This is a genomic window from Gluconobacter sp. P5E10 (assembly GCF_018812145.1).
Taxonomy (GTDB): Bacteria; Pseudomonadota; Alphaproteobacteria; order Acetobacterales; family Acetobacteraceae; genus Gluconobacter; species Gluconobacter cerinus.
The window spans coordinates 91,556-117,516 of the sequence record NZ_JACRVZ010000005.1; the positions used below are offsets into that span (position 1 = coordinate 91,556).

Consider the following 25,961-nt stretch of genomic DNA (forward strand, 5'->3'; position numbering starts at 1 on the left):
GGCCTGAAAAGCCCCTGTTCAGTCAATGGCGGCAAAATCGCATAAAAGCCTCCCCCCAACAATGGAAAGCACAGCTCTTTCCAGCATCGTCACAAGGTGTAGGGAAGTTTTTTCCCATACCACTCCACAGACACAAAAACTCATTGGGAAAAAACTTCCCATTCCCGGTTCGATAGCCTATCAGACGGGAAAGTGAACGCGGAGCCAGGAACGGGCGACCATGGACATCGACAGAATCATTGAAAAAGCTGGTGGCGCGGAAGAAATCGCTGCGTTGGCTGGTGTCGGCCTTGAAGCCGTACGAAAGTGGCGTCAGTCGCGAACCGTGCCGACCAAGCACTGGCCCGCCCTACTGCGCGTTCCCGGAATCGAACTCCAGGACCTAACTTCCGCTGAAACCCCGCAAGAAAGAGAGACGGACGTGTCCAATTCCTGCCCTGCCGGCGCCAATGCCGCCCTTGTCCTTGCAGATGGCACGGTCCTGTGGGGCCGAGGCTTCGGTGCCCATACCGATGGCGCCGTCGGTGAGCTCTGCTTCTCCACCGGCATGACCGGCTATCAGGAAACCCTGACAGACCCGTCTTTCGCCGGGCAGATCGTCACCTTCACCTTCCCGCATATTGGCAATGTCGGCACGAACACGGACGACAACGAAGCGCCAAAAATGGCTGCTCTTGGCGCCGTCGTGAAGGAAGACATCACCGCCCCGGCAAGCTGGCGCTCCACAGAGTCTCTCGACGGATGGCTGAAGCAACACGGCCGCGCTGGCGTCAGCGGCGTCGACACCCGTGCAGTTACCCGTTCCCTGCGTGACAATGGCCCACAGACCGCCATCCTTGCCTTCCCGGCGAATGGTCGGATCGACACGGACAGCCTATTGAACCGCGCGCGTCAGTGGCCTGGGCTCGAAGGCATGGATCTTGCCAAAGAGGTCACGCAGCCAAAGCGCGTCTGGACCGACGGCGTGTGGGAGAGCACCCGCCCGGCCCGTACCGAGAACCGCCGCCGCGTGGTCGCCATGGACTACGGCGCCAAAGACAACATCCTGCGCTGCCTCGTGACCGCCGGTTGTGACGTCACGGTTCTGCCTGCGACGGCAACGGCCGAGGAAATCTTGGAACTGAAGCCCGAAGGCGTGTTCCTCTCCAATGGCCCGGGCGATCCGGCAGCGACCGGCATCTATGCCGTCCCGGCTATCAAGAGCGTTCTGGATGCCAACGTGCCAGTTTTCGGCATCTGCCTTGGGCACCAGCTTCTTGCACAGGCTCTCGGCGGCAAGACCTACAAGCTGGATCGTGGCCATCGCGGCGCCAACCAGCCGGTCAAGGACATCGAAAGTGGCCGCGTGGAAATCACCAGCCAGAACCATGGCTTCGCCGTGGATGAGAAGTCGCTGCCCGCTGATGTGAAGGTGACGCATGTGAGCCTGTTTGACGGCTCCAACGAAGGCATCGCCTCCACCACGAAGGACGCCTTCTCCGTCCAGTACCACCCCGAGGCCAGCCCTGGCCCGTCTGACAGTTTCTATCTTTTCGAGCGTTTCGTCGCGGTCATGGACCGTCGCGCTAAAGCAGGAGCCTGAGCCATGCCAAAACGGACAGACATCAAGTCCATCCTGATCATCGGCGCAGGCCCGATCGTTATCGGACAGGCCTGCGAGTTCGATTACTCCGGCGCACAGGCCTGTAAAGCCCTGCGTGAGGAAGGCTATCGCGTCATCCTCATCAACTCCAACCCGGCCACGATCATGACTGATCCGGGCCTGGCGGACGCGACCTATATCGAGCCGATCACGCCGGAATTCGTCGAGCGTATCATCCTCAAGGAAAAGCCCGACGCCGTCCTGCCGACCATGGGTGGCCAGACAGCCCTGAACGCCGCCATGGCGCTCGACAAGTCCGGCTTCCTCAAGACGCACAACGTGGAACTGATCGGCGCAGACGCAGAGGTCATCGACCGCGCGGAGGATCGCCAGAAGTTCCGCGAGGCCATGGACGAGATCGGGATCGAAAGCCCGCGCAGCACCATCGCCCATACGCTGGAAGAAGCCCGCGCAGCTCTGGGTGACGTCGGCCTGCCCGCCATCATCCGCCCGTCCTTCACCATGGGCGGCGCGGGTGGCGGCATCGCCTATAACCGGGAAGAGTTCGACCAGATCGTCACGGGCGGCCTCGATGCCTCGCCGACAACCGAAGTGCTGATCGAAGAGTCCGTCCTCGGCTGGAAAGAGTACGAGATGGAAGTCGTCCGCGACACCGCGGATAACTGCATCATCATCTGCTCCATCGAAAACATCGACCCGATGGGCGTGCACACCGGTGACTCCATCACCGTCGCCCCGGCCCTGACGCTGACCGATAAAGAATATCAGCGCATGCGGGACGCCTCGATCGCGTGCCTGCGCAAGATAGGCGTCGAGACCGGTGGCTCCAACGTGCAGTTCGGCGTTAATCCTGCCGATGGCCGTCTGGTCGTCATCGAGATGAACCCGCGCGTCTCCCGTTCTTCCGCGCTTGCCTCAAAGGCCACCGGCTTCCCGATCGCCAAGATCGCCGCCAAGCTGGCCGTTGGTTACACGCTGGACGAACTCAAGAACGACATCACCAAGACGACCCCGGCCTCTTTCGAGCCGACGATCGACTACGTTGTCGCTAAGATCCCCCGCTTCACGTTCGAGAAGTTCCCAGGCTCCCCAGCCCTGCTTTCGACGTCCATGAAGTCGGTCGGCGAAGCCATGTCCGTAGGCCGCTCCTTTGCAGAAGCGATCCAGAAGGGCTTCCGCTCCATGGAGACGGGCCTGATGGGTCTGGACCCGGTTGAAGCACCCGGCGATGGTTCGAAAGACGCCTATCTGGCTGCTCTCGCAGAACCACGCCCAGAACGCATCCTGATGGCCACGCAGGCCTTGCGCGCGGGCCTGACGGTCGAAGAGATCCAACAAGCCTGCAAGTTCGAGTCCTGGTTCCTGCGCCAACTTGAAGACATCGTGTCTTCTGAGCGGGACGTGGAAAAGAACGGCCTGCCAAAAGACGCCTACGGCATGCGCCGCCTGAAGGCCCAGGGCTTCTCTGACGCCCAGCTTGCCCGCCTGTCAGGCCAAAGCATTACGGACGTCGCAGCACAGCGCGAAGCTCTTGAAGTCGTACCCGTCTATCGCCGCATCGATACCTGTGCCGCAGAGTTCGCTTCTGACACTCCGTATCTCTATTCCACCTATGAAGGCGGATATGGCACGCCGGAATGCGAAAGCCGCCCGACCACCCGCGACAAGATCATTATTCTGGGTGGTGGCCCGAACCGGATTGGTCAGGGCATCGAGTTCGATTACTGCTGCGTTCATGCCGCTTACGCCCTGCGTGAAGCTGGTTTCGAAACGGTCATGGTCAACTGCAACCCGGAAACGGTTTCCACCGATTACGACACGTCCGATCGGCTGTACTTCGAACCTCTGACTGCGGAAGACGTCATTGCTCTGATCCGCACGGAAGCGAAGGGTGGCAAGGTTCTGGGCTGCATCGTTCAGTACGGTGGCCAGACCCCTCTCAAGCTGTCCCGTGCTCTTGAAGAGGCAGGCATTCCGCTGCTCGGCACCCCGGCTGACGCTATTGATCGCGCGGAAGACCGTGAACGCTTCCAGACCATGCTGCGCAAGCTGGGCCTTCGCCAACCACGTAACGGCATTGCCCGCAATCCGGCAGAAGCCGAGAAAGTGGCCGAAGAGGTCGGATATCCGGTCGTTGCCCGTCCGTCCTACGTTCTGGGCGGCCGCGCCATGGAAATCGTCTATGATAACGCAGGTCTGAAGCACTACCTGAATACGGTTCTGCGCGCTGCCGGCCCCGAAGTCTCTACCGGTCCGGTCCTGCTCGATCACTACCTGAACGATGCCATCGAAGCCGATGTGGACTGCATTTCGGACGGCGAAAACGTCTATGTCGCCGGCGTCATGGAACACATTGAGGAAGCTGGTATCCATTCCGGTGACTCTGCCTGCTCCCTACCGCCCTACACGCTGTCTCCGGCACTGGTGACAGAACTTCGAGCGCAGACAGAAGCCATGGCTCGTGAGCTTGGCATCCGCGGCCTGATGAACGTGCAGTACGCCATCAAGGACCAGGAAGTTTTCGTGCTGGAAGTGAACCCCCGCGCGTCTCGCACGGTGCCGTTTGTTGCCAAGGCAACAGGCGTTCCGGTTGCCAAGATCGGCGCTCGTGTGATGGCTGGCGCGCGTCTGTCCGAGTTCCGTCTGGATGGCGGGGCGGTCTCCCCGCACGTTGCGGTCAAGGAAGCCGTCTTCCCATTCCATCGCTTTGCAAACGCAGACACGATCCTCGGTCCGGAAATGCGCTCCACGGGTGAAGTCATGGGGCTGGATTCCAGCTTCGAGCGTGCTTTTGCGAAGTCTCAGCTTGCTGCTGGCGTAAAACTACCACTGGCTGGAACGGTCTTCCTGTCCGTTCGTGACAGCGACAAGGGACATGTTCAGCCGCTAGCCCGCAAACTGGTTGAAATGGGGTTCACCGTTCTTGCAACCAGCGGAACAGCTTCACGCCTGGAAGCGGCTAACATTCCGGTCAAGCGCGTGAACAAGGTCATGCAGGGCCGTCCGAACTGCGTGGATGCTATCCGCTCGGGTGACGTTCAGATGGTCATCAACACCTCACAGGGCGGCCAAGCCGCACGTGACAGCTACGATATCCGTCGCGGCGCTCTGACCATGGGCATCCCGCACTACACCACGATTGCCGGTGCCCGCGCGGCAACCTACGCCATCGCGGTTCTTAAGGAAGGCGACCTCGGCGTCGCTCCGCTTCAGTCCTACTTCAAGGGCGAGTTCTAAGCCCTTCCAGCAAAGAAGCCCGTCAGAGCAATCTGGCGGGCTTCTTTGTATTCAATCGTTGGAATAGCGCAGAAGATCTCCCGGCTGACACTCCAGCACATGGCAGAGCGCCTCAAGCGTGGAAAACCGGATTGCCTTTGCCTTACCAGTCTTGAGAATTGAAAGATTGGCGAGAGTCAGGCCAACCTTCTCTGACAGCTCCGTAAGAGACATACCGCGCTCTTTCAGCAGTGCATCCAGACTGACCTGAACCGGCATTAAATGACCTCATCCATTTCGGACTGAAGCTGGGTTCCTAAATCGAAAAGCCACACAACAGCAAACAGGATGATCGCTTCAGGCACGTCTGACAGGAACTCAAAAAAGTATCCAAACCAATTTGCAAAACTCAACCCTGGCAAATTCCAAACGTCATGGATGTAATTCGTTAAAGGAATAAGAAAATCATAAACAAACCCGAGAAATAAAATTTTATATGCTCTTTTCACATTCTCTTTTGTAAAAATTTTTCCCTGCATCAAGCTCACTAAAATTTCGGACAAAATTCTGAATATTACTTCCAAACAGGAGTAAACTATTACCACTTCGGCAATAAGTATAAAACTCCAGCATATATCTTCTTTCGTGTACCCAAGAGAGTTTTCCAAAGGGAAATGATCAAAAATTACAATAAAAATGATACCAAACGTAATCAGCCCGAAAAAGCCAATGGGAAGCCAAAGGAGCAGACGGAACAGCTTGAGCAGGGTCAATGCATATTCGATTTTTCTCTCTGTCCTGCCCTTACGCGCACCTGCAATCATTCTTACTCACCCTGACAATGAATTTATCGTTTTTCAATAATATGTTTCATTTCGTTTCGCTAGAGAATTTATTGCTTTTCGATAAACAAAAACGCGCCACCTTGCATAAATCCCCCTAAAATCCTATGTTGTCAGGCTGTTCATTCAATTTCAGTCACGCTTTTCCGAGGATTTCAGAGTGCAGAAGATCCCCATGACCGCAAAGGGACTGCAGCGTCTTGAAGACGAACTGCGTACCCTCAAGAGCGTTGACCGCCCTGCAGTCATTCGTGCCATCGCAGAAGCCCGCGAACATGGCGACCTTTCCGAAAACGCCGAATATCACGCCGCCCGAGACCGTCAGTCTTTCATCGAAGGTCGCGTACTTGAGCTGGAAAGCATTGTTTCCTCGGCAGAAGTTATTGATCCTTCGACCCTGACCGGCACGAAAGTACGTTTCGGCGCGCATATCGAAGTCGTTGACGAAGAGACGGACAAGGAAAACGCCTATCAGATCGTTGGCGTTCATGAAGCCGACATCAAGCAGGGCCTGATTTCAATCTCGTCTCCTCTGGCGAAGGCGCTGATTGGCAAAGATGTAGGCGACACCATCTCCGTTCCCGCTCCCGGCGGTGACCGCAGCTACGAGATCCTGAAAGTCACATACCGCTAATGTCTGACGTCCTGACGTCCGTCGCCCCTGTTGTGACCCTCCTGGACATTGAAAACGCTCAGAAGCGTATTGCGTCCACGGTCGTTCGCACGCCGACGATTGCCTGCCCGGCCCTTTCCCGCCTGACAGGTGCCGAAATTACGCTCAAGCTTGAAAATCTTCAGGCTATTGGCTCGTTCAAGGAACGGGGAGCAGCCAACAAAATGGCGCTTCTGACGCCCGAGGAACGCGCCCGCGGCGTTATTACAGTCTCGGCAGGCAATCACGCACAGGGTGTGGCGCGTCAGGCCAGCCTCCTTGGCATTGATGCCACGATCGTCATGCCCCGCTTTACGCCAGCAACCAAAGTTGCAGCGACGCAGGCATGGGGAGCAAATGTTGTCCTCGCAGGCGACGATTTTGCTTCTGCATGCGTAACGGCGGAAGAAATTCAGAATAAAGAAGGCCGGGTCCTCGTCCATCCGTTCAATGACCCTGCCGTCATTGCGGGTCAGGGGACTGCCGCACTCGAGCTTCTCGAAGATGCACCCGACATTGATACGGTTGTCGTCCCTGTGGGCGGTGGCGGCCTGATCGGTGGTTTTGCAACCGTCATGGCTGCACTTCGCCCCGATGTGGAAATCATTGGCGTGCAGGTCGAGGCTTATGCCTCTCTAGCTGCATTTCCGACGGAAGGTGGCGCCACTCTCGGTGGCTCGACAATTGCTGAAGGCATTGCCGTGACGCAGTTGGGCGATCATTGCCTCAGGGCATTTCGTCACCGGATTTCCAAAATTCTCGTCGTTAACGAGCTTCAGGTCGAAAGCGCCATCACGACGCTGGCGGAAAAAGCCAAGCAGGTCTGCGAAGGCGCTGGCGCGACGGGTCTGGCTGCTGTTCTGGCCAACCCTGAGCTGTTCAAAGGCCGCAAGGTTGCCCTTCCCTTGTCGGGTGGCAACATCAATGCCCGTATTCTGGCCAATACAATCCTTCGCTCCCTTCTCCGAGACGGAAGAATTCTTCGCCTGATCTTCCAAATTCCCGACCGCCCCGGAATGCTGGCTGACATTTCTGCGCGCATTGGCAACTACGGCGGAAACATCATTGAGGTGTCCCATCATCGCCTTTTTGCCTCGCCGTCAGTCCAGACAGCCGAGCTGGTTGTGATGATCGAAGCCCGTGACACTCAGCACGCCACGCAGATCGAAACCGATCTTGCCCGTCATTACATCGTTCGACGGGACTGAAACTGCACGCATTGTGTTCGACCTGGTCTTCCAGCGTCGAACACAATGCAACTGCAACCTAATTTCCGAAATTCAGACGCCTTCTACAATCACCACGTTGTAAGAAGCGGCCTTCCAGCGATGCTTCGCGACCGTTTGATAGGCTGGGCTGTCATACCAGGCCCGGGCAGCAGCAATATCCGGAAATTCGACAATAACGACACCATCCGGCTCGATACCTTCAAGCTTTTCCTGCTTTCCGTAGGCAGCAAGAATTTTGGCCGGATGCCCCTTAAAGGTCTCACCAACACCATTTGAATAGGCTTCAAACTCGGCTGGGTCGGTCAATTTGTCACGAATGAAAATAGCGTAAGCGGTCATGGTACTTCATCTCCTGAACGGGGGGATGCATAACCGGCCACAAAACGGCGGGATGTTCAGCACACAAGCGCGTGTGCTGAACATTTGAGCTGTTTTAGCGCGTCCCGAAAAGACGATCGCCAGCATCGCCCAGACCGGGGACGATATATCCGTGTTCATCAAGCTTCTGATCAACACAACACGTTACGATCTGCACATCGGGATGCAGCTTCGTCATGTAATCAATGCCTTCCGGTGCCGCGAGCAGGCAGGCGAAAACTGGTGAAATCGCACCCGCTTCCTTGACGCGCGCAACAGCCGCCGCGGCGGAATGTCCCGTGGCGAGCATCGGGTCCAGAACAATACATGTCCGCCCCGGAACGTCGCTTGGCATATTGAAATAATATTCGCTGACTTCCAGCGTTTCATGGTCGCGGCGCAGACCAATATGTCCCACGCGCGCAGACGGAACCAGATCCAGCATTCCGTCCAGAAGGCCGTTTCCTGCGCGCAGAATGGAGACGAAGCAGAGCTTCTTGCCGTCCAGTTCCTCACCTTCCATTGGCCCGCTCGGGGCTTCAATATGGCGAGATGCCAGAGAAAGCCCGCGCGTCGCTTCATAGGCCAGAAGCAGACTGAGCTCACGGGTCAGCCGACGAAAGCCTGCTGTAGATGTATTCTTATCACGCAGACGGGTCAGCTTGTGGCGCACCAGCGGGTGGTCGAGAACGATAGGCGGCAGCGCCTGACTCATGCTTTTTCTCCTTCGGCCGGGCGAAAATCGAGTGCCAGACCGTTCATGCAATACCGTAACCCTGTGGGCGCTGGCCCATCAGGAAAAACATGCCCCAGATGCCCATGACAACCCGCACAGTGCACCTCTGTCCGAACCATTCCGTGGCTGGCGTCCTGCGTCGTCCCGACACCCTTTTCCAAAGGCGCGAAAAAAGACGGCCAGCCACTTCCGCTCTCGTATTTCGTGGCGGATGAAAAAAGTTTACGCCCGCATCCTGCGCAGGCATAAATTCCCGCGCGCTTTTCATCATTCAGCGGGCTGGAACCGGGATATTCGGTGCCATGCTCGAGCAGGATACGGCGCTGTTCCGGCGTAAGGCCGACGCCACACCCCCCGCCATTGGTTCCCGAAACGGGACCGCAGCTTTGGGTCATGGTCAATCTCCAGAAAATCTGAGGTTTTCAGTCTTGGATATATGGAAGCCGCACGCCGCTTTGTCACGCATATCTGAACGCAAGATATGAAACTTCCTGCCTCACCAGCCGTTTATGTTCGGCAACCCTGTTTCAGGAGGTAATGTCATGAGCTCCATTGAAGACAAGATCAAAGGCGCCACCAACAAGGTCGTCGGCAAGATCAAGGAAGAAGTTGGTCGCGTCACCGACGATGAAAAGCTTGAAGGTGAAGGCGTTGTCCAAAATCTAAAGGGACAGGCCCAGACCGCCAAGGGTGACGTCAAGGATGCCGTCAAAGGCGGCATCGACAAGATCTGACGCTCACGCGACTGTCATGTCACCTGCAACGCCCGCCATCTGGCGGGCGTTCGCATTTTGGAGGAGAGGTGGCATAATGCCCAACAGTCTTTTCCTCCTTAATGCGAGACAGGAAGTCCAATCATGTCCCATACCGCTTCTTCTCCACGCCGCCCCGTTATGCTTGTCATTCTGGACGGGTTCGGCTGGCGTGAAGAAAACTCCGATAACGCGGTAAGACTGGCAAACACCCCAACGTTTGACGGACTTTGGGCGAATAACCCACATGCTTTTCTTAAAACATGCGGAGAAGATGTCGGACTTCCTGAAGGCCAGATGGGAAACTCCGAAGTCGGCCACCTGAATATTGGTGCAGGTCGCGTCGTGATGCAGGAACTGCCTCGCATTTCCCGCAGTGCCCGTGACGGCTCACTTGCCGAAAATACAGCCCTCAAAGAATATATTCATGCACTGAAGGTTTCAGGTGGAACCTGCCACCTGATGGGTCTCGTCTCGCCCGGCGGCGTTCATGCACACCAGGACCATATTCTGGCTCTCGCGAAAATCGTCAGCGCAGCAGGAGTGCCTGTCGCTCTACACATCTTCAGTGACGGCCGTGACACTCCCCCACGCTCCGGCGAGGAATTCATTTCAGCCCTCCTTCGAGATCTGCCAGAGACCGTACAGATTGCCACGATCAGTGGCCGCTACTATGCCATGGACCGCGATCGTCGTTGGGAGCGCGTCAAGCTGGCCGTGGATGCTATCCGTGATGGTCAAGGCCCTCATGCAGATAGCGCCCTCTCTGTACTCAAAGCCAGTTACGCGGAGGACAAGGGAGACGAGTTCGTTCTTCCAACCGTACTCGGCCAGTATGGAGGTATGAAAGACGGCGACGGCATTCTCTCCTGTAATTTCCGTGCCGATCGTATCCGTCAGTTGCTGGACGTTCTCGTGGCTCCGGACTTTGATGGATACGACAGCGGTCGCCGCATCAAGTTTGCGGCCATTACCGGCATGACGCGCTACTCGGATCACCTGTCCCCTTACATGACAGTCCTGTTCCCAAAAATTCCTTTGGAAGATCTTCTGGGTGAGGTCGTGGCCAAGGCTAACAAGACTCAGCTTCGTATGGCAGAAACTGAGAAATTCCCTCACGTCACGTACTTCCTGAATGGTGGTCGTGAAGTTCAGCTTCCGGGCGAAGAACGCATTCTCGTGCCGTCTCCCAAGGTCGCTACCTACGACCTGCAACCAGAAATGTCCGCTCCTGAGCTGACAGATCGTGCCGTAGGAGCCATTGATTCCGGCCGCTTCGACATGATCATTCTGAACTTCGCAAACCCGGATATGGTCGGCCACACAGGCTCCCTGCCCGCTGCCATCAAGGCCTGCGAAACCGTTGATCAGGGGTTGGGCCGCATCAATGACGCACTTGTCCGCGCGGGGGGCACACTGATCGTCACCGCCGATCATGGAAACTGCGAAACCATGCGCGACCCTGAGACGGGCGGCGTTCATACAGCCCACACACTCAACGTCGTTCCGGTCATTCTGGCCCATGCTGATGGCAAAACGATTCACGACGGACGCCTGGCAGACCTGGCCCCGACGCTTCTGGCACTTCTGGGTCTTGCTCAGCCCCCAGCGATGACAGGCGTCTCCCTGCTTGAAAACGCCTGACCCAGCCGTCGTTCTGCCACTGGTTCTGGCGTTCTCGCCATTGCTGGTGGCCGCGACTGCGTCCACGCCTCATGGGCATCATACCACTGCCCACGCCCACCCGATGCATGCCCTGAGCGCGGGACAACAAGCACTTGCCCGAGCTCAGGCTGCCCGGAAAGCGCTTGAGACACAGCAGGCTCAGGAAGCCGCCACACTCCGTGCCAGACAGGCTGCTGCCGTTGCCGCACAGCAAAAGGCCTTGCAGGACAGCGCGCGAAAAGATGCACTGGCCGCTCAGACCCACACGGCCCAGACCGTTGTACAGACGACACGTTCCCGTATCGCGGCTTTGAATACCGAAATCGCAGATCTCACCAGTCGGCAAGCAACCGTGCGGCAGGATATCGCCCACGAAAACCAAGCGCTCCAACCGCTCCTGCCCGTTGCAGCGAGACTCTCGATAGCGCCCGATGCTGCTCTGCTAGCCTCCCCGACGACTGCAACTGAGAGCATTACCGCACTTTCCATTTTAGGAGGTTTCTCCCGCCTGACCCAGCAGCGGGCTGCAAACTTGCAAACGAAGGAAGATGAGCTTCAGGAAATAGGGGCCACTCTGGAAGCCCGCCAGAAAGAGCTCGATGGCCTCCTTCAGTCACAGACGCATCAACGTGATATCGCGGCCGCCAGAACCCGGATTGCAGCCAAGCAGGAAAACGTCTCGGACCAGGCCGCACGCCGTGCGAAATCCGCAGTTGCCGAAGCGATGAAGGCGTCTGCGGACCTTTCCGCGGAAATCGACGCAATCGCCCGACAGGAAGCTCAGGCCAAAGCAACCCTAGAAGCCGAAGCCCGCGCGCTCGCAAAGAGCCATCAGATGGAACAGGCGCGCAAAGCCCGTGCTCAGGTCAAAGCTCTTTCCGCCGGCAATGGTGTTTCTTCCGGGAGCGGCCACGCACCTGTCACCGGGCGTATTGCGGTCCGGTGGGGACAGGATACGGAAGCAGGTCCGTCAACAGGCATCACCTATGCCGCTGCACCTTCTGCCTCCGTTCAAGCTCCGTGCAGTGGCCGAATCGTCTTTTCCGGTCCGTTCCGCTCTTTTGGACAGATGTTGATTCTGGATTGCGGACAGAATTACCGCTTTGTTCTCTCTGGCTTAGGTTCACTGGGTGTTTCCAGCGGGCAAAGTGTCAGGAAAGCTGCCGCACTTGGGCAAATGCCGTCTGCTGAGGGGCTGCTCTTTGTCCAGTTGCGCCACGGCGCCCAGATTGTCAGCCCTGCTCCGTTTCTGTGACCCTGTTTTCTGACAGGGCAGGACACTGTAAGATCACGTCTTAACATTTCGGCAACCCGTTTCGCGCTAGTTCACACACTGCAAGAGACGCCGGAAGCACGCCCGTTCCCGAGGATGGAGATCACATGAAGTTCCGTACTGGCCTGTTGCTGGGCACCGCCTTTCTGGCCGGACTGGCTGTCGGACCGGGCGCACTGCGTCTCGTCGGGTCCGCTGGCAGTTTCCCCACCGCCGCCATCGCTCGCGACGTCTCTCACGACAACAGCGCTGAAACCGTTCGCCTCCTGACCCTGCTCGGCACGGTCATGGATGTTGTGAAAGCTGAATACGTCCATCCCGTGACGGATAAAGATCTCATCAACAATGCCCTGGACGGCATGGTTGGCGAACTCGATCCCCACTCGTCTTACATGACCGCCGCCCAGTTCAAGGACATGCAGACCGAGATTTCCGGCAAATTCGGTGGTCTGGGCCTTCAGGTTCAGGCTGAATCCGGCCATGTGCGCGTTGTGTCTCCAATTGATGGCACGCCCGCCGCACGGGCTGGTATCCAGACTGGTGATTTCATCACGATGGTGGATCACAAAAGCATTGATGGCCTGACGCTCGATCAAGCTGTTCGCAAGATGCGCGGCGATCCGGGAACATCCATCAGCCTGACCGTGGTTCGCCCGAAAACGGGCAAGACACTCACGTTCGACATGAAGCGCGAAATCGTTCACGTCCAGATCGTACGGTCCGCTCTGTACGGCAGCACTGCGTATATTCGCCTGACAGAGTTCGACGATGATCTCGAAGGCGCAATGCATGCCGCTTTTGACAAGCTGAAGGCTGAAGCTGCCAAGACTCCAGCCCACAAGCTGACAGGTATCATCCTTGATCTGCGGTCTAATCCGGGCGGCAAGCTCGATCAGGCTATTGCCGTCTCTGATGACTTCATCAAGGAGGGAGAAATCGTCTCCATCCGCGGGCGGCATGCTGAAAACAACCAGCGCTGGGATGCGCGCGGCACGGACATCACAAATGGCCTCCCGATTGTCGTTCTGACCAATGGTGGCTCTGCGTCTGCCAGTGAAATCGTGGCCGGAGCGCTGAAAGACCATCGTCGGGCTGTCATTCTGGGTGAAAAGACGTTCGGCAAGGGGTCTGTCCAAACGCTGATTCCTATTGGGGATCAGGGTGCCGTTCGCCTTACAACGGCGCGTTACTACACGCCATCTGGCCGTTCCATCCAGGGACTGGGCATCACGCCTGACATCCCCGTTGCGGAAACCAAGGACGATGACGCCTATGGTTATCGGGAAGCAGACCTGTCCCACATTCTGACCAATGTCGGTGGAAACCGGACAGCAGAAACGCCTCGGACCGATCTGCCCCCGATCTCCAAGTCTATTCCGAAAGCTCCGCCGGCAGACTGGCCGAAATTTGATCTGACCAAACCTGCGACGGACTTCCAGCTGCAGCAGGCCATCAAGGTCGTGAACGCCATGGCTGGAATTTCCAATCCTGCACCGGCTGTAGAGCAGGCTACGGAAGTCAAAGCGCCTCCAGCAGACAAAAAGGCCGCCCCTGCACCGGCGCCGACGCACTAACCCGTAGAACGATACAGGACAGCCCAGACCGTGCAGAACCGTCCCGCTTCATCCCGCTCTGGGCTCTGGAGCCGCCTCCCCGTTATCGGGCGTCTTCTGATCGTGTTCTGGGGTGTCGTCCTGGTTGGCAGCACGGCAGCAGCCCTGATGCTTCGGCATCAGACACCTGCTGACATGCCACCACAAAAAACTAAAATGGCTTTGGCGATACCATCACACCCGCCAGAAAATGCTGCTTCCGGTGAGAATACCTCCCCCCAGGCTACGCCGGTAATTCAGAATTCCAAAGCCGCTCTCAATGCAAATTCATCGGTCTCACCAGTGCAACCTGCGTCAGCTATAAAAACGCCGGAAATGCCGCCCCCGATTGCGCAGACAACCCATACCGATCTGGCAACAATTACCGCTTCAGGCAAAAGCGTTGTGGCCATCGTGCTCGAAGGTTTCGGGTATTCAGACGCCATGACATATGACGTCCTTTCCCGCATCCCTGAGCCTGTTGCGGTCGGTGTCTCGCCCTATCTTGGCAATCTGACAGATGTCCTGTCCCGAGCGCACGCGGCCCATCGCGAAACTTACGTCACACTCCCCATGCAAAGTGCTCATCCGGAGCAGGTTGACGAAGGCCCTCATGCGTTAGGCTATGGCAATTCGGAAGCGGAAGACCGACAGGAACTGGACTGGTGCCTCTCGCAGGCTAAAGGAGCCACAGGTCTAACCGATGCCTCCGAAGCCGGAGACAGCCAACCGGCAGATGGCTACGCAACTACGCCTGCATTTCAATCTCTGGCAGATACGATTTCCAGCCGTGGCTTTCTGTATATCAGCAGATCTTCGCAGGAAGACCGCCGTATCCGGGGTATGACAGCGTCCACGTGGATCAATGGTGACACAGATGCCAAAACGCTTGACGCAAAGTTTGCAGCCCTAGTCCCGGAAGGGGCCAAGCCCACCCATGTTCTGTTGATGATGGGGCCGCTGACACCCGTTGCAATCGACCGCCTTGAAGCATGGTTGAAAAGCCCGGCGGCAGAGCGTTTCATTCTGGTCCCGCCCTCCGCACTTGCCGATAACGGCACGACGGATCATCAGGCATCCATTCAGTCAACAAACATCCATACGGCACCCCTATGACCGATTTTTCAGACCTGCCCTACCGGCCCAATGTTGGCGTGGCGTTGTTCAATCGTCATGGAGAGCTCTTCGTCGCCCGTCGCGCCGATCTTCCTGGAGACATCTGGCAATGTCCCCAGGGCGGTATTGATGACGGAGAAGACCCGCGAACTGCGGCCTTCCGTGAACTTGAAGAAGAAACTGGCTGCACGAAGGCGACACTGCTCGCAGAACGGCCGGACTGGCTGTCCTATGATCTTCCTGCTCCCCTGATTGGTCGCGCGCTAGGCGGAAAATTCAGAGGCCAGACACAGAAATGGTTCGTTCTCGGATTTGATGGGGAGGACGGGGATATCCGTCTGGATCTTCATCTCCCGCCCGAGTTCGATACATGGGAATGGATTGCCCCTGAGGATCTTCTTCAGCGCAATCTGGGGTTCAAGCGAGAGCTTTATGAAACGCTCCTGCCTGAACTCAAAAACCTCTATCAGGCCGCTTCAAGAGACTGGCTTCGGACCAAGCGGGCGTAGAGACCGTTCTTTTTGAGCAACTCCGCATGAGACCCAGATTCAACGGCCTTGCCTCCATCCATCACAACGATAACGTCGGCAGCCTGCACGGTTGAAAGTCGGTGCGCCACAATAACAGTGGTGCGACCGGTGCGAAGCGTACCGAGAGCTTCCTGAACACGAGATTCACTCTCGGAATCCAGCGCACTTGTTGCTTCGTCCAGCAACAGTACGCGCGGGTTACGCAGAAGAGCCCGCGCGAGAGCAACACGCTGTCGCTGTCCCCCTGAAAGGCGCCGTCCCCCCGGCCCAACACGCGTTTCCAGTCCATGTGGGAGATTACCGAGAAAATCGACAGCCGCCATCCGACAGGCGTTCTCGACTTCTTCCCTGCTCGCATCCGGGCGGCCAATCCAGATATTCTCCATGAGCGACATATCGAAAAGCGTCGTGTCCTGACTGACATACGCAATCGCATCACGCAGGGACGATACGCGCACATCCCGGATATCTACGCCCTCCAGCAGAATACGCCCTGCCGTCACGTCATGCAGGCGTGGGATCAGGGAGAGTGCAGTCGATTTTCCCGCACCACTAGGGCCCACCAGCGCGACTGTTTGCCCCGGCTGAACATCCAGGGTTAGACCGGCCAGTCCGACACGCCCATCTTCGTATTCGTAAGACGCCTCTTCAAAAACCAGATGCCCTGTCCCACTTGGAACAACCAGAGCGTCCGTCTGTTCGACAACCGCAGGAGGCTCATCAATCACTGCAAAGACACGAGACAGCCCGGCCAATCCTTCCTGCATCGCCGTATTAAGAGAGCCCAGAGCCCGGATTGGGCGCGCCGCCGTCAAGAGCGCTGTGATGAAAGCTGTGAAATCACCAAGCGTGGCGCCCCCCATGGCGGCACGCCACCCAGCGAAGCCCAGCACAACGGCAACAGCTGTACCACCCAGAACTTCCAGAACCGGATCGACGCGTGCACGTCCCTTCGCAATCCGCAGAAAAGCAGTGTGCAACAGATCCAGAGAATGATCGACGCGCTCGCTTTCCCGACTTTCCATCCGGTAAATGCGCACCTGACGCGCCAGGGCAAAGCTCTCATTGAGGAGCGCAGAGGTCTCGCCAATCTGCTCCTGCATTCCCCCCGAAGCCCGACGAACCTTTTTACCAAGCTTCTGAATCGGCACTGCTGCGACGGGATAAAGCACTAGAGCAATCAGGCTAAGTTCCCAGTCAGCCCAGATCATGGCTGCTACAAGCCCGACCACAGTAACAGCGTCGCCCAACGCATTCACGACCCGGACCATGGCTTCACGGATCGAAACAGCGTCCGTTGTGAAACGTGCGGCCCACTGAGCAGGCGCTTCGCGCTCAATGCGCGAAATGTCTGTTTGCAGGGCATGTGCGAACATCCGCGACTGAAGCCCGCGGATAACAGTCAGTACCAGCCCCTGAACGGCAATTGTCTGCCCATACTGCGACGCAGCTTTGAGGGTCGTTACAATCACAACGAGTGCCGGCACCTGGTAGAGAATGCGCGGGTCCTGAGCCGCAAACATGTCTACAGCGCGTTTGATCACCACTGGATAGAGCGCAGTCAGTCCTGCCATCAGAACCGTCAGCACAACCACGCTCACAATCTGGCGCACGTGATGACGCATTTCATCACGCCAGATCCGTCGAATCAGAATCTGGCTGTCTGTATCAAGGGCTGTCTTTCTGCTCATTCGAGGGGGTTTAGCAGGCCTCTGCAAAAGCACGAAACCGCGACGACGCCATGAGCCTACTCTGACGCGTCGCCCATCTCATCCAGAAGATACGCCATGCATGCGTCTCGACCCGGAAGGCACCCGTGGTTCATCCACCACAAACGCCCCTTAGCCAACCACTGCCCCATACCTGGGCCCGGCATAATCCCGGCGTCTCTGGCCTCTTTGCCTCCAAGCGGGAACACAGGTTGCGGTTCCTGCTCCAGACGATCTCGCAGCCTGTTCCATTCAATACTTGGGACACCAATCAGCGCAGCCTGCAACAGCCAGCTTCTGTCCAGCAAAACGGGAAGGTTTTGTTCCACACGTGCTCGCCGGACATCGTCAGCAGACATTGCGGGTGCCAGATCTGGCCGATCAGAATCAAACAAACGTAGCCGGTCACGATCCGCATTGGAGAGCCTTAGACGCTCTGCCAAAAATTCACCTTGCCCATGACCGAGAGCCGATAGCCGCAACACTGGATTTTCTGGCGCTTCACACATCAGAAGCCGCTGTAACAGGACCAGATTGGGTGCAGGGACAATCCGAGCCAAAAGGCCAACGTCCTGCATAGCCTGCAGCGTTTCCTGTATTCTTGGTCCCGTCAGAATCCGCAGGAGTTCTGAGGCAATCCGTTCGGCAGACAAGCCATCAATCAGATCAAGCCGTTCCGCAATCGCCGTGCAGGCCTCATGATCCGGTGTTCCCCTGCCATAGCGGGCATCGAAGCGAAAAAATCTGAGCGCCCGCAGAGCATCTTCCTCAATGCGGCGCCCGGCGTTTCCAACAAATCGAACGTGATGGGCTTCAAGATCCTGGCTGCCCTGGAAATAGTCATGCAGCCGATCATGCCGATCCAGAGACATCGCGTTGATGGTAAAGTCGCGGCGTGCAGCGTCCTCTTCCCAGCTTTCTGTCCAGGCAACAACAGCATGCCGACCATCTGTCTGCTCGTCACGCCGGAGGGTTGTAATTTCGTACGGCACACCACGAATCACAGCCGTCACAGTGCCATGAGACAATCCGGTCGGAATAACCCGGACTCCGTTGGCTTTGAGAATGTCCTGTACGATGTCGGGGGGCTCAGGTGTTGCCATATCCAGATCGTGCACGGAGACGCCCCGCAGCAGATCTCTGACGGACCCGCCAACCAAACGTGCGTCTGGCAGGAGCCTCCACAACACATCCAGACCACTCCGGTCGTCCAGACGGGCCAGAAGTCCGGATGTATCCGTCATGGTTGGTGGGATAACGGGAAGAAACAGTCCTGACTCCAGACGCCCAGACACGGCTTGCCCTCAACATGACCCTGAACGGCAAGAGCCGCGAGCTCAAAATGGACGGATCGGCTGATTCGCGCCTGGATTGGGAAGTCACCTTCCCCGTTTCTCAAATGAACGTAAGGAATGGCGCCACACTCATCGAGCGGACGGTCCCAGTCACACGCGATAGGGTGTTCCGGCCCCACGCAAACGAGTTCGTCCATATTGGTGCGGAAACAGAGCGTCTGATGGCGCCCACAACTTCCCCGAAAGTCCATTTCAACAGCGATGTAGGGAACGTCCTCGACCTGAATAACCCCGCTTTCCATGGGTGTTTTCAGCCAGTACGTGCCTTCGCTATCGCGTGTCAGCATGGACGAAAACATGCAAAGCATCGCCTTGCGCGTCACGGGAGACCCCCGATACAGCCAGGTGCCATCCCGGCGAATCAGAAATGGAATTTTCCGGACACCGGTAGCCGGTGCTGGAGCCGCATCAGCAGATCCCGTCGCTGGGAAAACGTCAGATGGGGAGACATCCCGACAATCATGAGCGCTCAATTTTCCCTCCGGTTAAAATGAAAACTTCTCTTCTCACACCAAGTTGGGTGCAATCGAGCCTTGATGAAACCCCCACACCTGTCAGACTGGTGATATGAGCGAGCAGCATTATTCTACCGGCGCCTCCGCCGGAACCCTCCGGGGCGAAGCAGATGTGGCCGAGGCCGATCGTCTGGCCCCTGTTCTCCGCGATGTCCACACAGCTATCGGCAGTATCGTGCTGGGACAAGACCGGGTGATCGAGCAGGTTCTCGTCACGATCCTGTCTGGCGGTCACGCACTTCTGATGGGTGCGCCGGGCCTTGGCAAAACCCTTCTCGTCAACACGGCCTCCCGCGTGCTGGGACTGGATGCCACGCGTATCCAGTTTACGCCTGATCTGATGCCGTCAGACATCACGGGTGCTGAAATCCTGGATCAGGACGTTAACGGACAGCGGGCGTTCCGTTTCCTTCCTGGCCCGATCTTCGGACAGCTTGTACTGGCGGATGAAATCAACCGCGCGAGCCCCCGCACGCAGTCCGCCCTGTTGCAGGCCATGGCAGAACACCGCGTGACGCAGGGTGGCAAGGATTACATTCTTCCAAGCCCCTTCCACGTTCTCGCAACACAGAACCCGATCGAGCAGGAGGGCACCTACCCGCTGCCAGAAGCACAGCTCGATCGATTCATGCTTCGCATTCCGCTGGATTTCCCAAATCGGGACGCAGAGCGCCAGATGCTCCTGCAAACCACGGGCGCCACAACGGCACAGGCGCCGATGCTTCTGAACGCCGAATCCCTTCTGGCAGCGCAGGCCCTCGTTCGTCGGCTTCCTGTTGGCGATAAAATCGTTGACGCGATCCTGAGCCTGACGCGCGCCCTTCGTCCAGAAGACCCGTCTGCTTCTTCCGAAGTACGGGATGCCGTTTCTTTCGGCCCAGGTCCTCGCGCCGCGCAGGCCCTGATGATTGCGACCCGTGCCCGCGCCCTGCTGAACGGCCGTCTTGCCCCCAGCCTGGACGATGTTATCGCGCTGGCAGAACCCGTCCTCTCACACCGTATCGGTCTTGGTTTCGGTGCGCGGGCCTCCGGCGTAACAGTCGAAGCCCTGATCCGCGCGCAGGCTCAAACGATTCTCTGACCCCTGTGAAAAGTCCGATTGAAACGCTCCGGGGCCTGTTCTCCTCCCAGAACAGGCACTCTCCCGCCTCTCTCACGGCACCAGCCGAGCGGCTCGCCCTGCCGGCTCTGCTGCTTCAGGCCGAAAAGATTGCAGCCAGCCTTCAGGCTGGCACACATGGCCGCCGACGCTCCGGGAGTGGAGAAGACTTCTGGCAGTTCCGCCCCTATCACTCTGGGGAACCGGCAACGGCCATTGACTGGCGGCAGTCCGCACGCTCTCCCATCGAAAACACGTTCTGGGTGCGGGAACGGGAGCGGGAAAACGCCCAGTCTCTGCTCGTGTGGTGCGACCCTTCTGCATCCATGGACTGGCGGTCTTCCAACCAGGTCCCCACCAAACGGGAGCGCGCTCAAGTCTGTACACTGGCACTGGCCGGTGCGGCTCTCCGCGGTGGTGAACGGGCTGGCCTTCTGACAGGGCCAGAAGCCGGACGCGTTTTTGGTGGAGCTCAGGTGCTCAGCCGGCTTGGCGAAGCTCTCCTTCACTCTTCGACGGATGAACCAGAACTTCCTCCACTAAATGCGCTGTCACCTCAGACAGATCTGGTTCTCATCAGTGACTTTCTTTGGGAAGAAGACCGGATCGAAGCCGTTCTCAAGCATTGTGCCAGTCGGCCTGTCCGCGTCCATCTGCTCTGCATTCTGGATCCCGGCGAGCGTTCCCTTAACCAGACAGGACGAATCCGCTTTTCCGGTCTGGAGGGCGGTGTTCTGACCCTTCCCGCCGTGGAAAGTCTTAATTCAGCTTATGAACACGCGGTCTCAGCGCATCTGGATGCGTTGAAAGCAAGTGCAGCAAACCTGCATGCCGACTGCATTGTGCATGAAACATCGCAGGACCCACTCCCTGCGCTGCTGGCACTCCACCTTGCCATGGGAAGCGGACGATGATTTTTCTTTCGCCTCTTCTTCTGCTTGGTTTGCTGGCACTTCCAGCGCTGTGGTGGCTTGTCCGCGCGACACCTCCTGCCCCGCAGGAAAAGTCCTTTCCATCGCTGCTGCTGCTCCGCCGCCTGACGGCGCAGCGGGAGGATGCAGCTCGTTCGCCTCTTTGGCTCCTGATTCTGCGGATTGCCGCAGTTGCACTGGTTATTTTCGGCCTTTCCCGTCCCGTCCTCATTCCACACAGTTCTGGGAAGACTAACGGTCCTGTCCTCATTGTTATGGATGACGGATGGGCCGCAATCCCGCACTGGAATGAACGCGTTGCAGCGGCTCTTTCCCTTGGACAATCAGCTCTCCGCAGCGGAAACCCCGTAACACTTGTTCGTGCAGCCCGCTCCCCCGATGGCGCGATGCCGGAGCCTTTCGTCACGAGAGACAGCCACGCTCTTTCGGAACGTTTTGAGCACATGCGCCCTCAGCCCTGGCCGGTTGATCGTGCGGGGCTGGCTGACGAGCTTGGCCATATGGATTTGTCGAACCAACATATTACTCTGCTGTCTGACGGGGTTGCCGCCCCTCATGACGAAGCTCTGCAAAAAGCCCTGAGCAAAGCAGAAGCCTTGCAGGATATGCGCTGGAACCCCTGCGATGTTCTACGCCTGAGTGCCAATCAGGAGGCAAACGGCACTCTTCACGCGAAGGTCGAAGGGTTTTCCTGCCCCAGCCGGACAGTGACGGTTCGTGCCGTTGCAGGGAATGGCGGGACCTTGGCGGCATATCCGGTTCAGGTTGGCGAGGACAAAATACTTCCGCTACCTGCGCTGCTTCGCAATCAGCTGGATCATTTCGCTGTAGAAGGCCTGGCAGGCCCAGCGACAACAGTGCTGAGAGGAGACGCCGGACATCGTCGCCCTGTTGGTCTCCTTCAGACGCCCGGTGACAACACACCGCTCATTGGTTCAGCATTCTTCCTTAACCATGCGCTCGATACACTCTCGGAACGCCGAACCGGTGACGCGAGCGCTCTGCTCGGTTCGTCACTTTCCGTCTTGGTGGCTACCGATGGTTCCCTCTCTGGCGACCAGACCCGCAACCGCGTTCTGGAGTGGGTCCGCCATGGTGGAATGCTTATCCGCTTTGCTGGCCCGGGCCTTGCAGCCGCTCAGTCTTCGCAACAGGATAATGCGACCGACGACGCCCCGGATGCTCTGCTGCCCGTTCCCCTGATGAGCGGTATGCGCCAGCTTGGGGGGCCGATGTCCTGGGGCAAGCCTCAGGCTCTGGAAACTTTCCCTGCCACGTCGCCTTTTGCTGACCTCGCCATTCCACCAGACGTGACAGTCTCACGACAGGTTCTTGCGAAGCCGGAAACGGGTTTGCAAGATCACGTCTGGGCCGCATTGGCAGACGGGACGCCGCTGGTAACGGCACGGTCGGAAGGCAATGGAGAAATTGTCCTGTTCCACATTACAGCCTCTCCGGACTGGTCCAATCTTCCCATTTCCGGCCTGTTTCCACAGATGCTGGAGCGTCTGATCGAGCGCTCCGCAGGCGTGACTGGCACGAGCCCCACCGATCTTACCCCTTGGCGCACACTGGACAGCACCGGTGGCCTCACGATGCCTCCCGCAGCAGCCAGGGCCGTCAAAGCCAATGCTCTTGCCACCACAGAAGTTAGCGTCACACACCCAGCAGGGCTCTATGGTCCCGCCCACGGAACACGCCCACTGAACCTGTCCGATCACGCCCCCCCTCTTCGGGAAGAGGCGCTCATGGGAACGCAGCTTACGCCCGAAGGCGCGTCACCAGACCGGGCGCTTGGTCCATGGCTTCTGGCCACCGGGCTGCTGGTCCTGCTTGTGGATTTTGCATTGTCACTGCGACGGCGTGGCCTGCTTGGCCCTCTGTGTGGTGCACTTGTGGTACTGTCGTTCCAACAGGCCCAGGCTCAGCAACCAGACCCCTCAGTACTCCCGACAACGGTGCCGCAGGCCGCATTGGAGACCCGGCTGGCTTATGTCGTCACTGGCAATGACGATGTGGATACAGCCTCGCGGGAGGGACTTCAGGGATTGTCTGACTATACAAGTGCCCGAAGCTCTGCCCTGCTTGGGCACCCTGACGGTGTTGTTCCCGGGAAAGATGATCTGGCGTTTTATCCGCTCATCTACTGGCCAATTACAGCAGATGCACAACCGGATGCCGCTCGCACCAAAGCCCTGAACGCCTTCATAGATCACGGCGGGATTCTGCTGATTGATCAGCAGGGCGCCGGCACGGATATGGATGCAGGATCAGGAGGCGCTGTGAGAGCCGCTCTGAAGCGCGTCACGGACGGACTGACCATTCCTCCTCTTGCCAAACTCACGGACAAGCACGTTCTGGGGCACACGTTCTATCTACTCCACAGCGGCTTCCCGGGGCGCGTCAATGGGCAGCCCGTTTATGTGGCTCGTAACGGAGATGAAGCGAACGATGATGTCAGCCCCGTCATCATCGGCAACGGAGACTGGGCCCACGCATGGGCTGTCGATGCGTCCGGCAACCACCCTTACGCCGTTCTTCCCGGCGGGGATGATCAGCGCACACAAGCCTATCGTTTTGGTGTCAACATGGTGCTCTACGCCCTGACCGGAAACTACAAGAGCGATCAGGCCCATTACCCGGAAATGCTCCATCGTCTGGGGCAGGACAATCCTGACACGCAAAGCCCCTCCGTCGGCACGGACGAAGACGAGGAGGACGCACCATGACGTTCGACCTTGCCCCCATGCTTCCACTTTGGCTTCTGGCTACTGTGGGCGCACTAATTATTCTAGGCGCCCTTTACGGTTGGGTGCGTGGTGCACGCGGGATGGTCTGGCGTGCGTTGGCCGTACTGATGCTTCTGGGCTGGATGGCTGGACCGCGCTCCCTGCACCCGGTTCTTCGACCTGTTCCACAGGATGCCCTCCTGATCGTGGATCATTCTCCGTCCATGCAGGTTGGGCAGCGTACGTCTCTCGCAGATCAGACAGCCAATCAGATCACGCAGGATGCAACGCACCTGCCGGGCCTGACACTTCATCGCATTGATGTGCCGGGAGGCTCCGGCCACGGAACGCGCCTGTTTGACGCAATGGATCACGCGGATCTGCCGCAAGGTCGTTTTGCCGGAGCCATCGTTGTCACGGATGGCATGGATCATGACATCCCATCACGGCTTCCAACTCGCTTTCAGGGCCCGAACGGACAGAGACTACCGCTCCATCTGGTTCTGGCGGCGAAGGGAGAAGAAACGGATCGTCGTCTGCGAATTTTAAGCACTCCGCCGTATGCTATTGTCGGCCAGAACGCGACCATTCGCCTTCAAGTCGACGATCTGGGAACGCCCACCCCGGCGACAGCAACCCTGACTGTCCGTGCGGGAGACGCTCCTGCAACAACTCGCACGATCCAAACAGGCCAGCCGCAGGATATTACCGTTCCTGTCCAGCACCCCGGTGAAACACTGGTTGGCCTCTCCGTCTCAGCCCTCCCGGGCGAGGCCTCTACGCTGAACAACAACGACGTTATTCGCATTCGCGGCGTTCGGGACCGGCTGCGCGTTCTGCTGGTTTCTGGCGTCCCGAACCAGAGTGAGCGCGTTTGGCGCCGCCTGCTGAAAGCGGACCCGTCGGTCGATCTGGTCCACTTCACCATTCTTCGCTCCCCGAGCACAGATGATGGCACACCGCTTTCGGATCTGGCGCTGATACCTTTCCCCATCAGGGAACTGTTCCAGGAAAAAATCCGCAGCTTTGATCTCATCATTCTGGATGGATTTCGTAACAGCAACATCCTGCCGGAAGAGTATCTGACGAACATCGCGGATTATGTTCGCCGTGGGGGTGGTCTGCTTGTCACGGCGGGGCCGGAATTCGTGCAGGATGGCTCCTTGCAGGACACAACACTGGCTCAGGTTTTTCCAGCACATGTCCCAACCGATGGTCTCGTAACGCAGGCTTTTCGTCCGGCCCTGACAGACCTTGGCAAAGCTCATCCGGTCACTGCGGGACTGGGAAACAGCGCTGACTGGGGCCCTTGGTACCGCTCAGCGAAGGTGGATCAGTCCCACGGCCAGAATCTAATGAGCGGCCCCAATGGCTCACCTCTCCTTCTGCTTGACCGAGTGGATCAGGGCCGCGTGGCAATGCTCCTGTCTGATCAGCTCTGGCTCTGGTCCCGCAATGAGGGCGGAGGCGGTCCACAGGCTGAATTGCTGCGCCGTCTTTCGCACTGGCTCATGAAGGAGCCGGATCTTGAAGAAAACCGGCTGAGTGCCCGCATTGAAAATGGTCAACTTGCGGTGGACCGTCACGCATTGGGTCAGACAACCATAACACTGCAAGCCATGATCACCTTTCCGGACGGACACACCCAGCCCCTCTCCATGACGGGCGGGAAAGGCCTTTGGCATGGCACAATGCCTGTAACAGGCAGCGGGATCTGGACCATCCGGCAAGATGGCCTCGTGGCCTTCGCCAGCCCTGCCGCACAGGATATTCTTGAACGGCAGGACCTCCGCGCGACCGCAACAGTCATGGGGGCAACGGCCCAGGCATCGGGCGGAAGCCAGAACTGGGCAGGAATCGGTATTCCTCATCTGCGCCAGGTCACAGCTGGCCGAGATCTCTCCGGCTCCGGGTGGATCGGCCTGCCTGTGAGTCAGGCTGCGGTCGCAGGAGAGACGCGTACACAGGACCTTGTTCCGGCATGGCTGGCGCTGGTTCTGGCGCTGATATTCCTTGGCGTGGGCTGGTGGCGGGAAGGACGTTGATATTGCAGCATGTG

Annotated in this window: 22 protein-coding genes; 14 read left to right on the top strand and 8 right to left on the bottom strand. The window is 58.1% G+C overall.

Translation table 11 applies throughout. The annotated features are described in order from the left end of the window. Positions 1-220: 220 nt before the first annotated feature. Positions 221-1,582, top strand: coding sequence for a glutamine-hydrolyzing carbamoyl-phosphate synthase small subunit (carA, locus tag KP707_RS11810; RefSeq protein ID WP_211503307.1), 1,362 nt, complete (start codon positions 221-223; stop codon positions 1,580-1,582). Positions 1,583-1,585: 3 nt separating this feature from the next. Next, a complete protein-coding gene (carB, locus tag KP707_RS11815; RefSeq protein WP_211503306.1) occupies positions 1,586-4,840 on the top strand; it encodes a carbamoyl-phosphate synthase large subunit in 3,255 nt (1,084 codons plus the stop codon). 51 nt (positions 4,841-4,891) lie between these two features. On the opposite strand, the gene KP707_RS11820 is transcribed toward carB, so the two are convergent. Further along, entirely contained in the window at positions 4,892-5,098 is a 207-nt protein-coding gene (locus tag KP707_RS11820; RefSeq protein ID WP_046901223.1) for a helix-turn-helix transcriptional regulator, read from the bottom strand. Further along, the gene (locus tag KP707_RS11825) at positions 5,098-5,643 is read right to left on the bottom strand and encodes a hypothetical protein (RefSeq protein ID WP_211503305.1); all 546 of its coding nucleotides are present in this window, start codon (positions 5,641-5,643) and stop codon (positions 5,098-5,100) included. Before KP707_RS11825 ends, KP707_RS11820 begins: the two co-directional genes overlap by 1 nt. A 178-nt stretch (positions 5,644-5,821) precedes the next feature. Here KP707_RS11825 and greA point away from each other — a divergent pair, with 178 nt between their 5' ends. Then, the gene (gene greA / locus KP707_RS11830) at positions 5,822-6,295 is read left to right on the top strand and encodes a transcription elongation factor GreA (RefSeq protein ID WP_086632975.1); all 474 of its coding nucleotides are present in this window, start codon (positions 5,822-5,824) and stop codon (positions 6,293-6,295) included. Next, the gene (locus KP707_RS11835) at positions 6,295-7,521 is read left to right on the top strand and encodes a threonine ammonia-lyase (protein WP_211503304.1); all 1,227 of its coding nucleotides are present in this window, start codon (positions 6,295-6,297) and stop codon (positions 7,519-7,521) included. Before greA ends, KP707_RS11835 begins: the two co-directional genes overlap by 1 nt. 72 nt (positions 7,522-7,593) lie before the next feature. Here the strand turns inward: KP707_RS11835 and KP707_RS11840 are convergent, their stop codons facing one another. The 3 genes from KP707_RS11840 to msrB all read right to left on the bottom strand — a co-directional run bounded on the left by KP707_RS11840 (position 7,594) and on the right by msrB (position 9,030). Beyond that, positions 7,594-7,881 (bottom strand): DUF1330 domain-containing protein, encoded by a 288-nt coding sequence (locus KP707_RS11840; RefSeq protein WP_099213198.1) that lies wholly within the window; start codon positions 7,879-7,881, stop codon positions 7,594-7,596. Positions 7,882-7,975: 94 nt separating this feature from the next. Further along, positions 7,976-8,614 (bottom strand): uracil phosphoribosyltransferase, encoded by a 639-nt coding sequence (upp, locus tag KP707_RS11845; protein ID WP_064275018.1) that lies wholly within the window; start codon positions 8,612-8,614, stop codon positions 7,976-7,978. Next, a complete protein-coding gene (msrB, locus tag KP707_RS11850; protein ID WP_211503303.1) occupies positions 8,611-9,030 on the bottom strand; it encodes a peptide-methionine (R)-S-oxide reductase MsrB in 420 nt (139 codons plus the stop codon). The genes upp and msrB overlap by 4 nt, the downstream gene beginning before the upstream one ends. A gap of 147 nt (positions 9,031-9,177) precedes the next feature. Between msrB and KP707_RS11855 the strand changes: the two genes are divergently transcribed. The 6 genes from KP707_RS11855 to KP707_RS11880 all read left to right on the top strand — a co-directional run bounded on the left by KP707_RS11855 (position 9,178) and on the right by KP707_RS11880 (position 15,542). Beyond that, on the top strand, positions 9,178-9,369 hold the full coding sequence (locus KP707_RS11855; RefSeq protein ID WP_046901216.1) for a CsbD family protein: 192 nt from the start codon (positions 9,178-9,180) through the stop codon (positions 9,367-9,369). A 123-nt stretch (positions 9,370-9,492) separates the two neighbouring features. Beyond that, positions 9,493-11,031 (top strand): 2,3-bisphosphoglycerate-independent phosphoglycerate mutase, encoded by a 1,539-nt coding sequence (gpmI, locus tag KP707_RS11860; RefSeq protein ID WP_211503302.1) that lies wholly within the window; start codon positions 9,493-9,495, stop codon positions 11,029-11,031. After that, the gene (locus KP707_RS11865; RefSeq protein WP_211503301.1) at positions 11,018-12,307 is read left to right on the top strand and encodes a murein hydrolase activator EnvC; all 1,290 of its coding nucleotides are present in this window, start codon (positions 11,018-11,020) and stop codon (positions 12,305-12,307) included. The genes gpmI and KP707_RS11865 overlap by 14 nt, the downstream gene beginning before the upstream one ends. A gap of 125 nt (positions 12,308-12,432) precedes the next feature. Continuing rightward, positions 12,433-13,899 carry a S41 family peptidase gene (locus tag KP707_RS11870; protein WP_211498483.1) on the top strand — a complete coding sequence of 489 codons (1,467 nt, stop codon included), beginning with the start codon at positions 12,433-12,435 and terminating at the stop codon, positions 13,897-13,899. Between the two features lie 30 nt (positions 13,900-13,929). Then, a complete protein-coding gene (locus KP707_RS16855) occupies positions 13,930-15,033 on the top strand; it encodes a divergent polysaccharide deacetylase family protein (protein ID WP_211503300.1) in 1,104 nt (367 codons plus the stop codon). Next, positions 15,030-15,542, top strand: a complete 513-nt coding sequence (locus KP707_RS11880) for an RNA pyrophosphohydrolase (protein ID WP_211503299.1) — start codon at positions 15,030-15,032, stop codon at positions 15,540-15,542. Before KP707_RS16855 ends, KP707_RS11880 begins: the two co-directional genes overlap by 4 nt. Here KP707_RS11880 and KP707_RS11885 read toward each other — a convergent pair. Genes KP707_RS11885 through KP707_RS11895 form a run of 3 tightly spaced genes read right to left on the bottom strand, consistent with a single transcriptional unit; the run spans position 15,500 to position 19,100 of the window. Further along, positions 15,500-17,254 (bottom strand): ABC transporter ATP-binding protein, encoded by a 1,755-nt coding sequence (locus KP707_RS11885; RefSeq protein WP_211503298.1) that lies wholly within the window; start codon positions 17,252-17,254, stop codon positions 15,500-15,502. The genes KP707_RS11880 and KP707_RS11885 overlap by 43 nt on opposite strands. A gap of 56 nt (positions 17,255-17,310) precedes the next feature. After that, positions 17,311-18,516 carry a CCA tRNA nucleotidyltransferase gene (locus KP707_RS11890; RefSeq protein ID WP_211503364.1) on the bottom strand — a complete coding sequence of 402 codons (1,206 nt, stop codon included), beginning with the start codon at positions 18,514-18,516 and terminating at the stop codon, positions 17,311-17,313. After that, positions 18,513-19,100 (bottom strand): DUF1285 domain-containing protein, encoded by a 588-nt coding sequence (locus tag KP707_RS11895; protein ID WP_211503297.1) that lies wholly within the window; start codon positions 19,098-19,100, stop codon positions 18,513-18,515. Before KP707_RS11895 ends, KP707_RS11890 begins: the two co-directional genes overlap by 4 nt. 94 nt (positions 19,101-19,194) lie before the next feature. Here KP707_RS11895 and KP707_RS11900 point away from each other — a divergent pair, with 94 nt between their 5' ends. From KP707_RS11900 to KP707_RS11915, 4 genes are read left to right on the top strand one after another with little or no spacing between them, the layout of a single operon-like run. Further along, the gene (locus tag KP707_RS11900; RefSeq protein ID WP_211503296.1) at positions 19,195-20,223 is read left to right on the top strand and encodes a MoxR family ATPase; all 1,029 of its coding nucleotides are present in this window, start codon (positions 19,195-19,197) and stop codon (positions 20,221-20,223) included. Positions 20,224-20,228: 5 nt separating this feature from the next. Continuing rightward, complete coding sequence (locus KP707_RS11905; protein ID WP_211503295.1) at positions 20,229-21,155, top strand: DUF58 domain-containing protein; 927 nt, start codon at positions 20,229-20,231, stop codon at positions 21,153-21,155. Further along, positions 21,152-23,902, top strand: coding sequence for a DUF4159 domain-containing protein (locus KP707_RS11910; RefSeq protein ID WP_211506854.1), 2,751 nt, complete (start codon positions 21,152-21,154; stop codon positions 23,900-23,902). The genes KP707_RS11905 and KP707_RS11910 overlap by 4 nt, the downstream gene beginning before the upstream one ends. Further along, positions 23,899-25,947 (top strand): VWA domain-containing protein, encoded by a 2,049-nt coding sequence (locus KP707_RS11915; RefSeq protein ID WP_211503293.1) that lies wholly within the window; start codon positions 23,899-23,901, stop codon positions 25,945-25,947. The genes KP707_RS11910 and KP707_RS11915 overlap by 4 nt, the downstream gene beginning before the upstream one ends. Positions 25,948-25,961 lie beyond the last annotated feature (14 nt).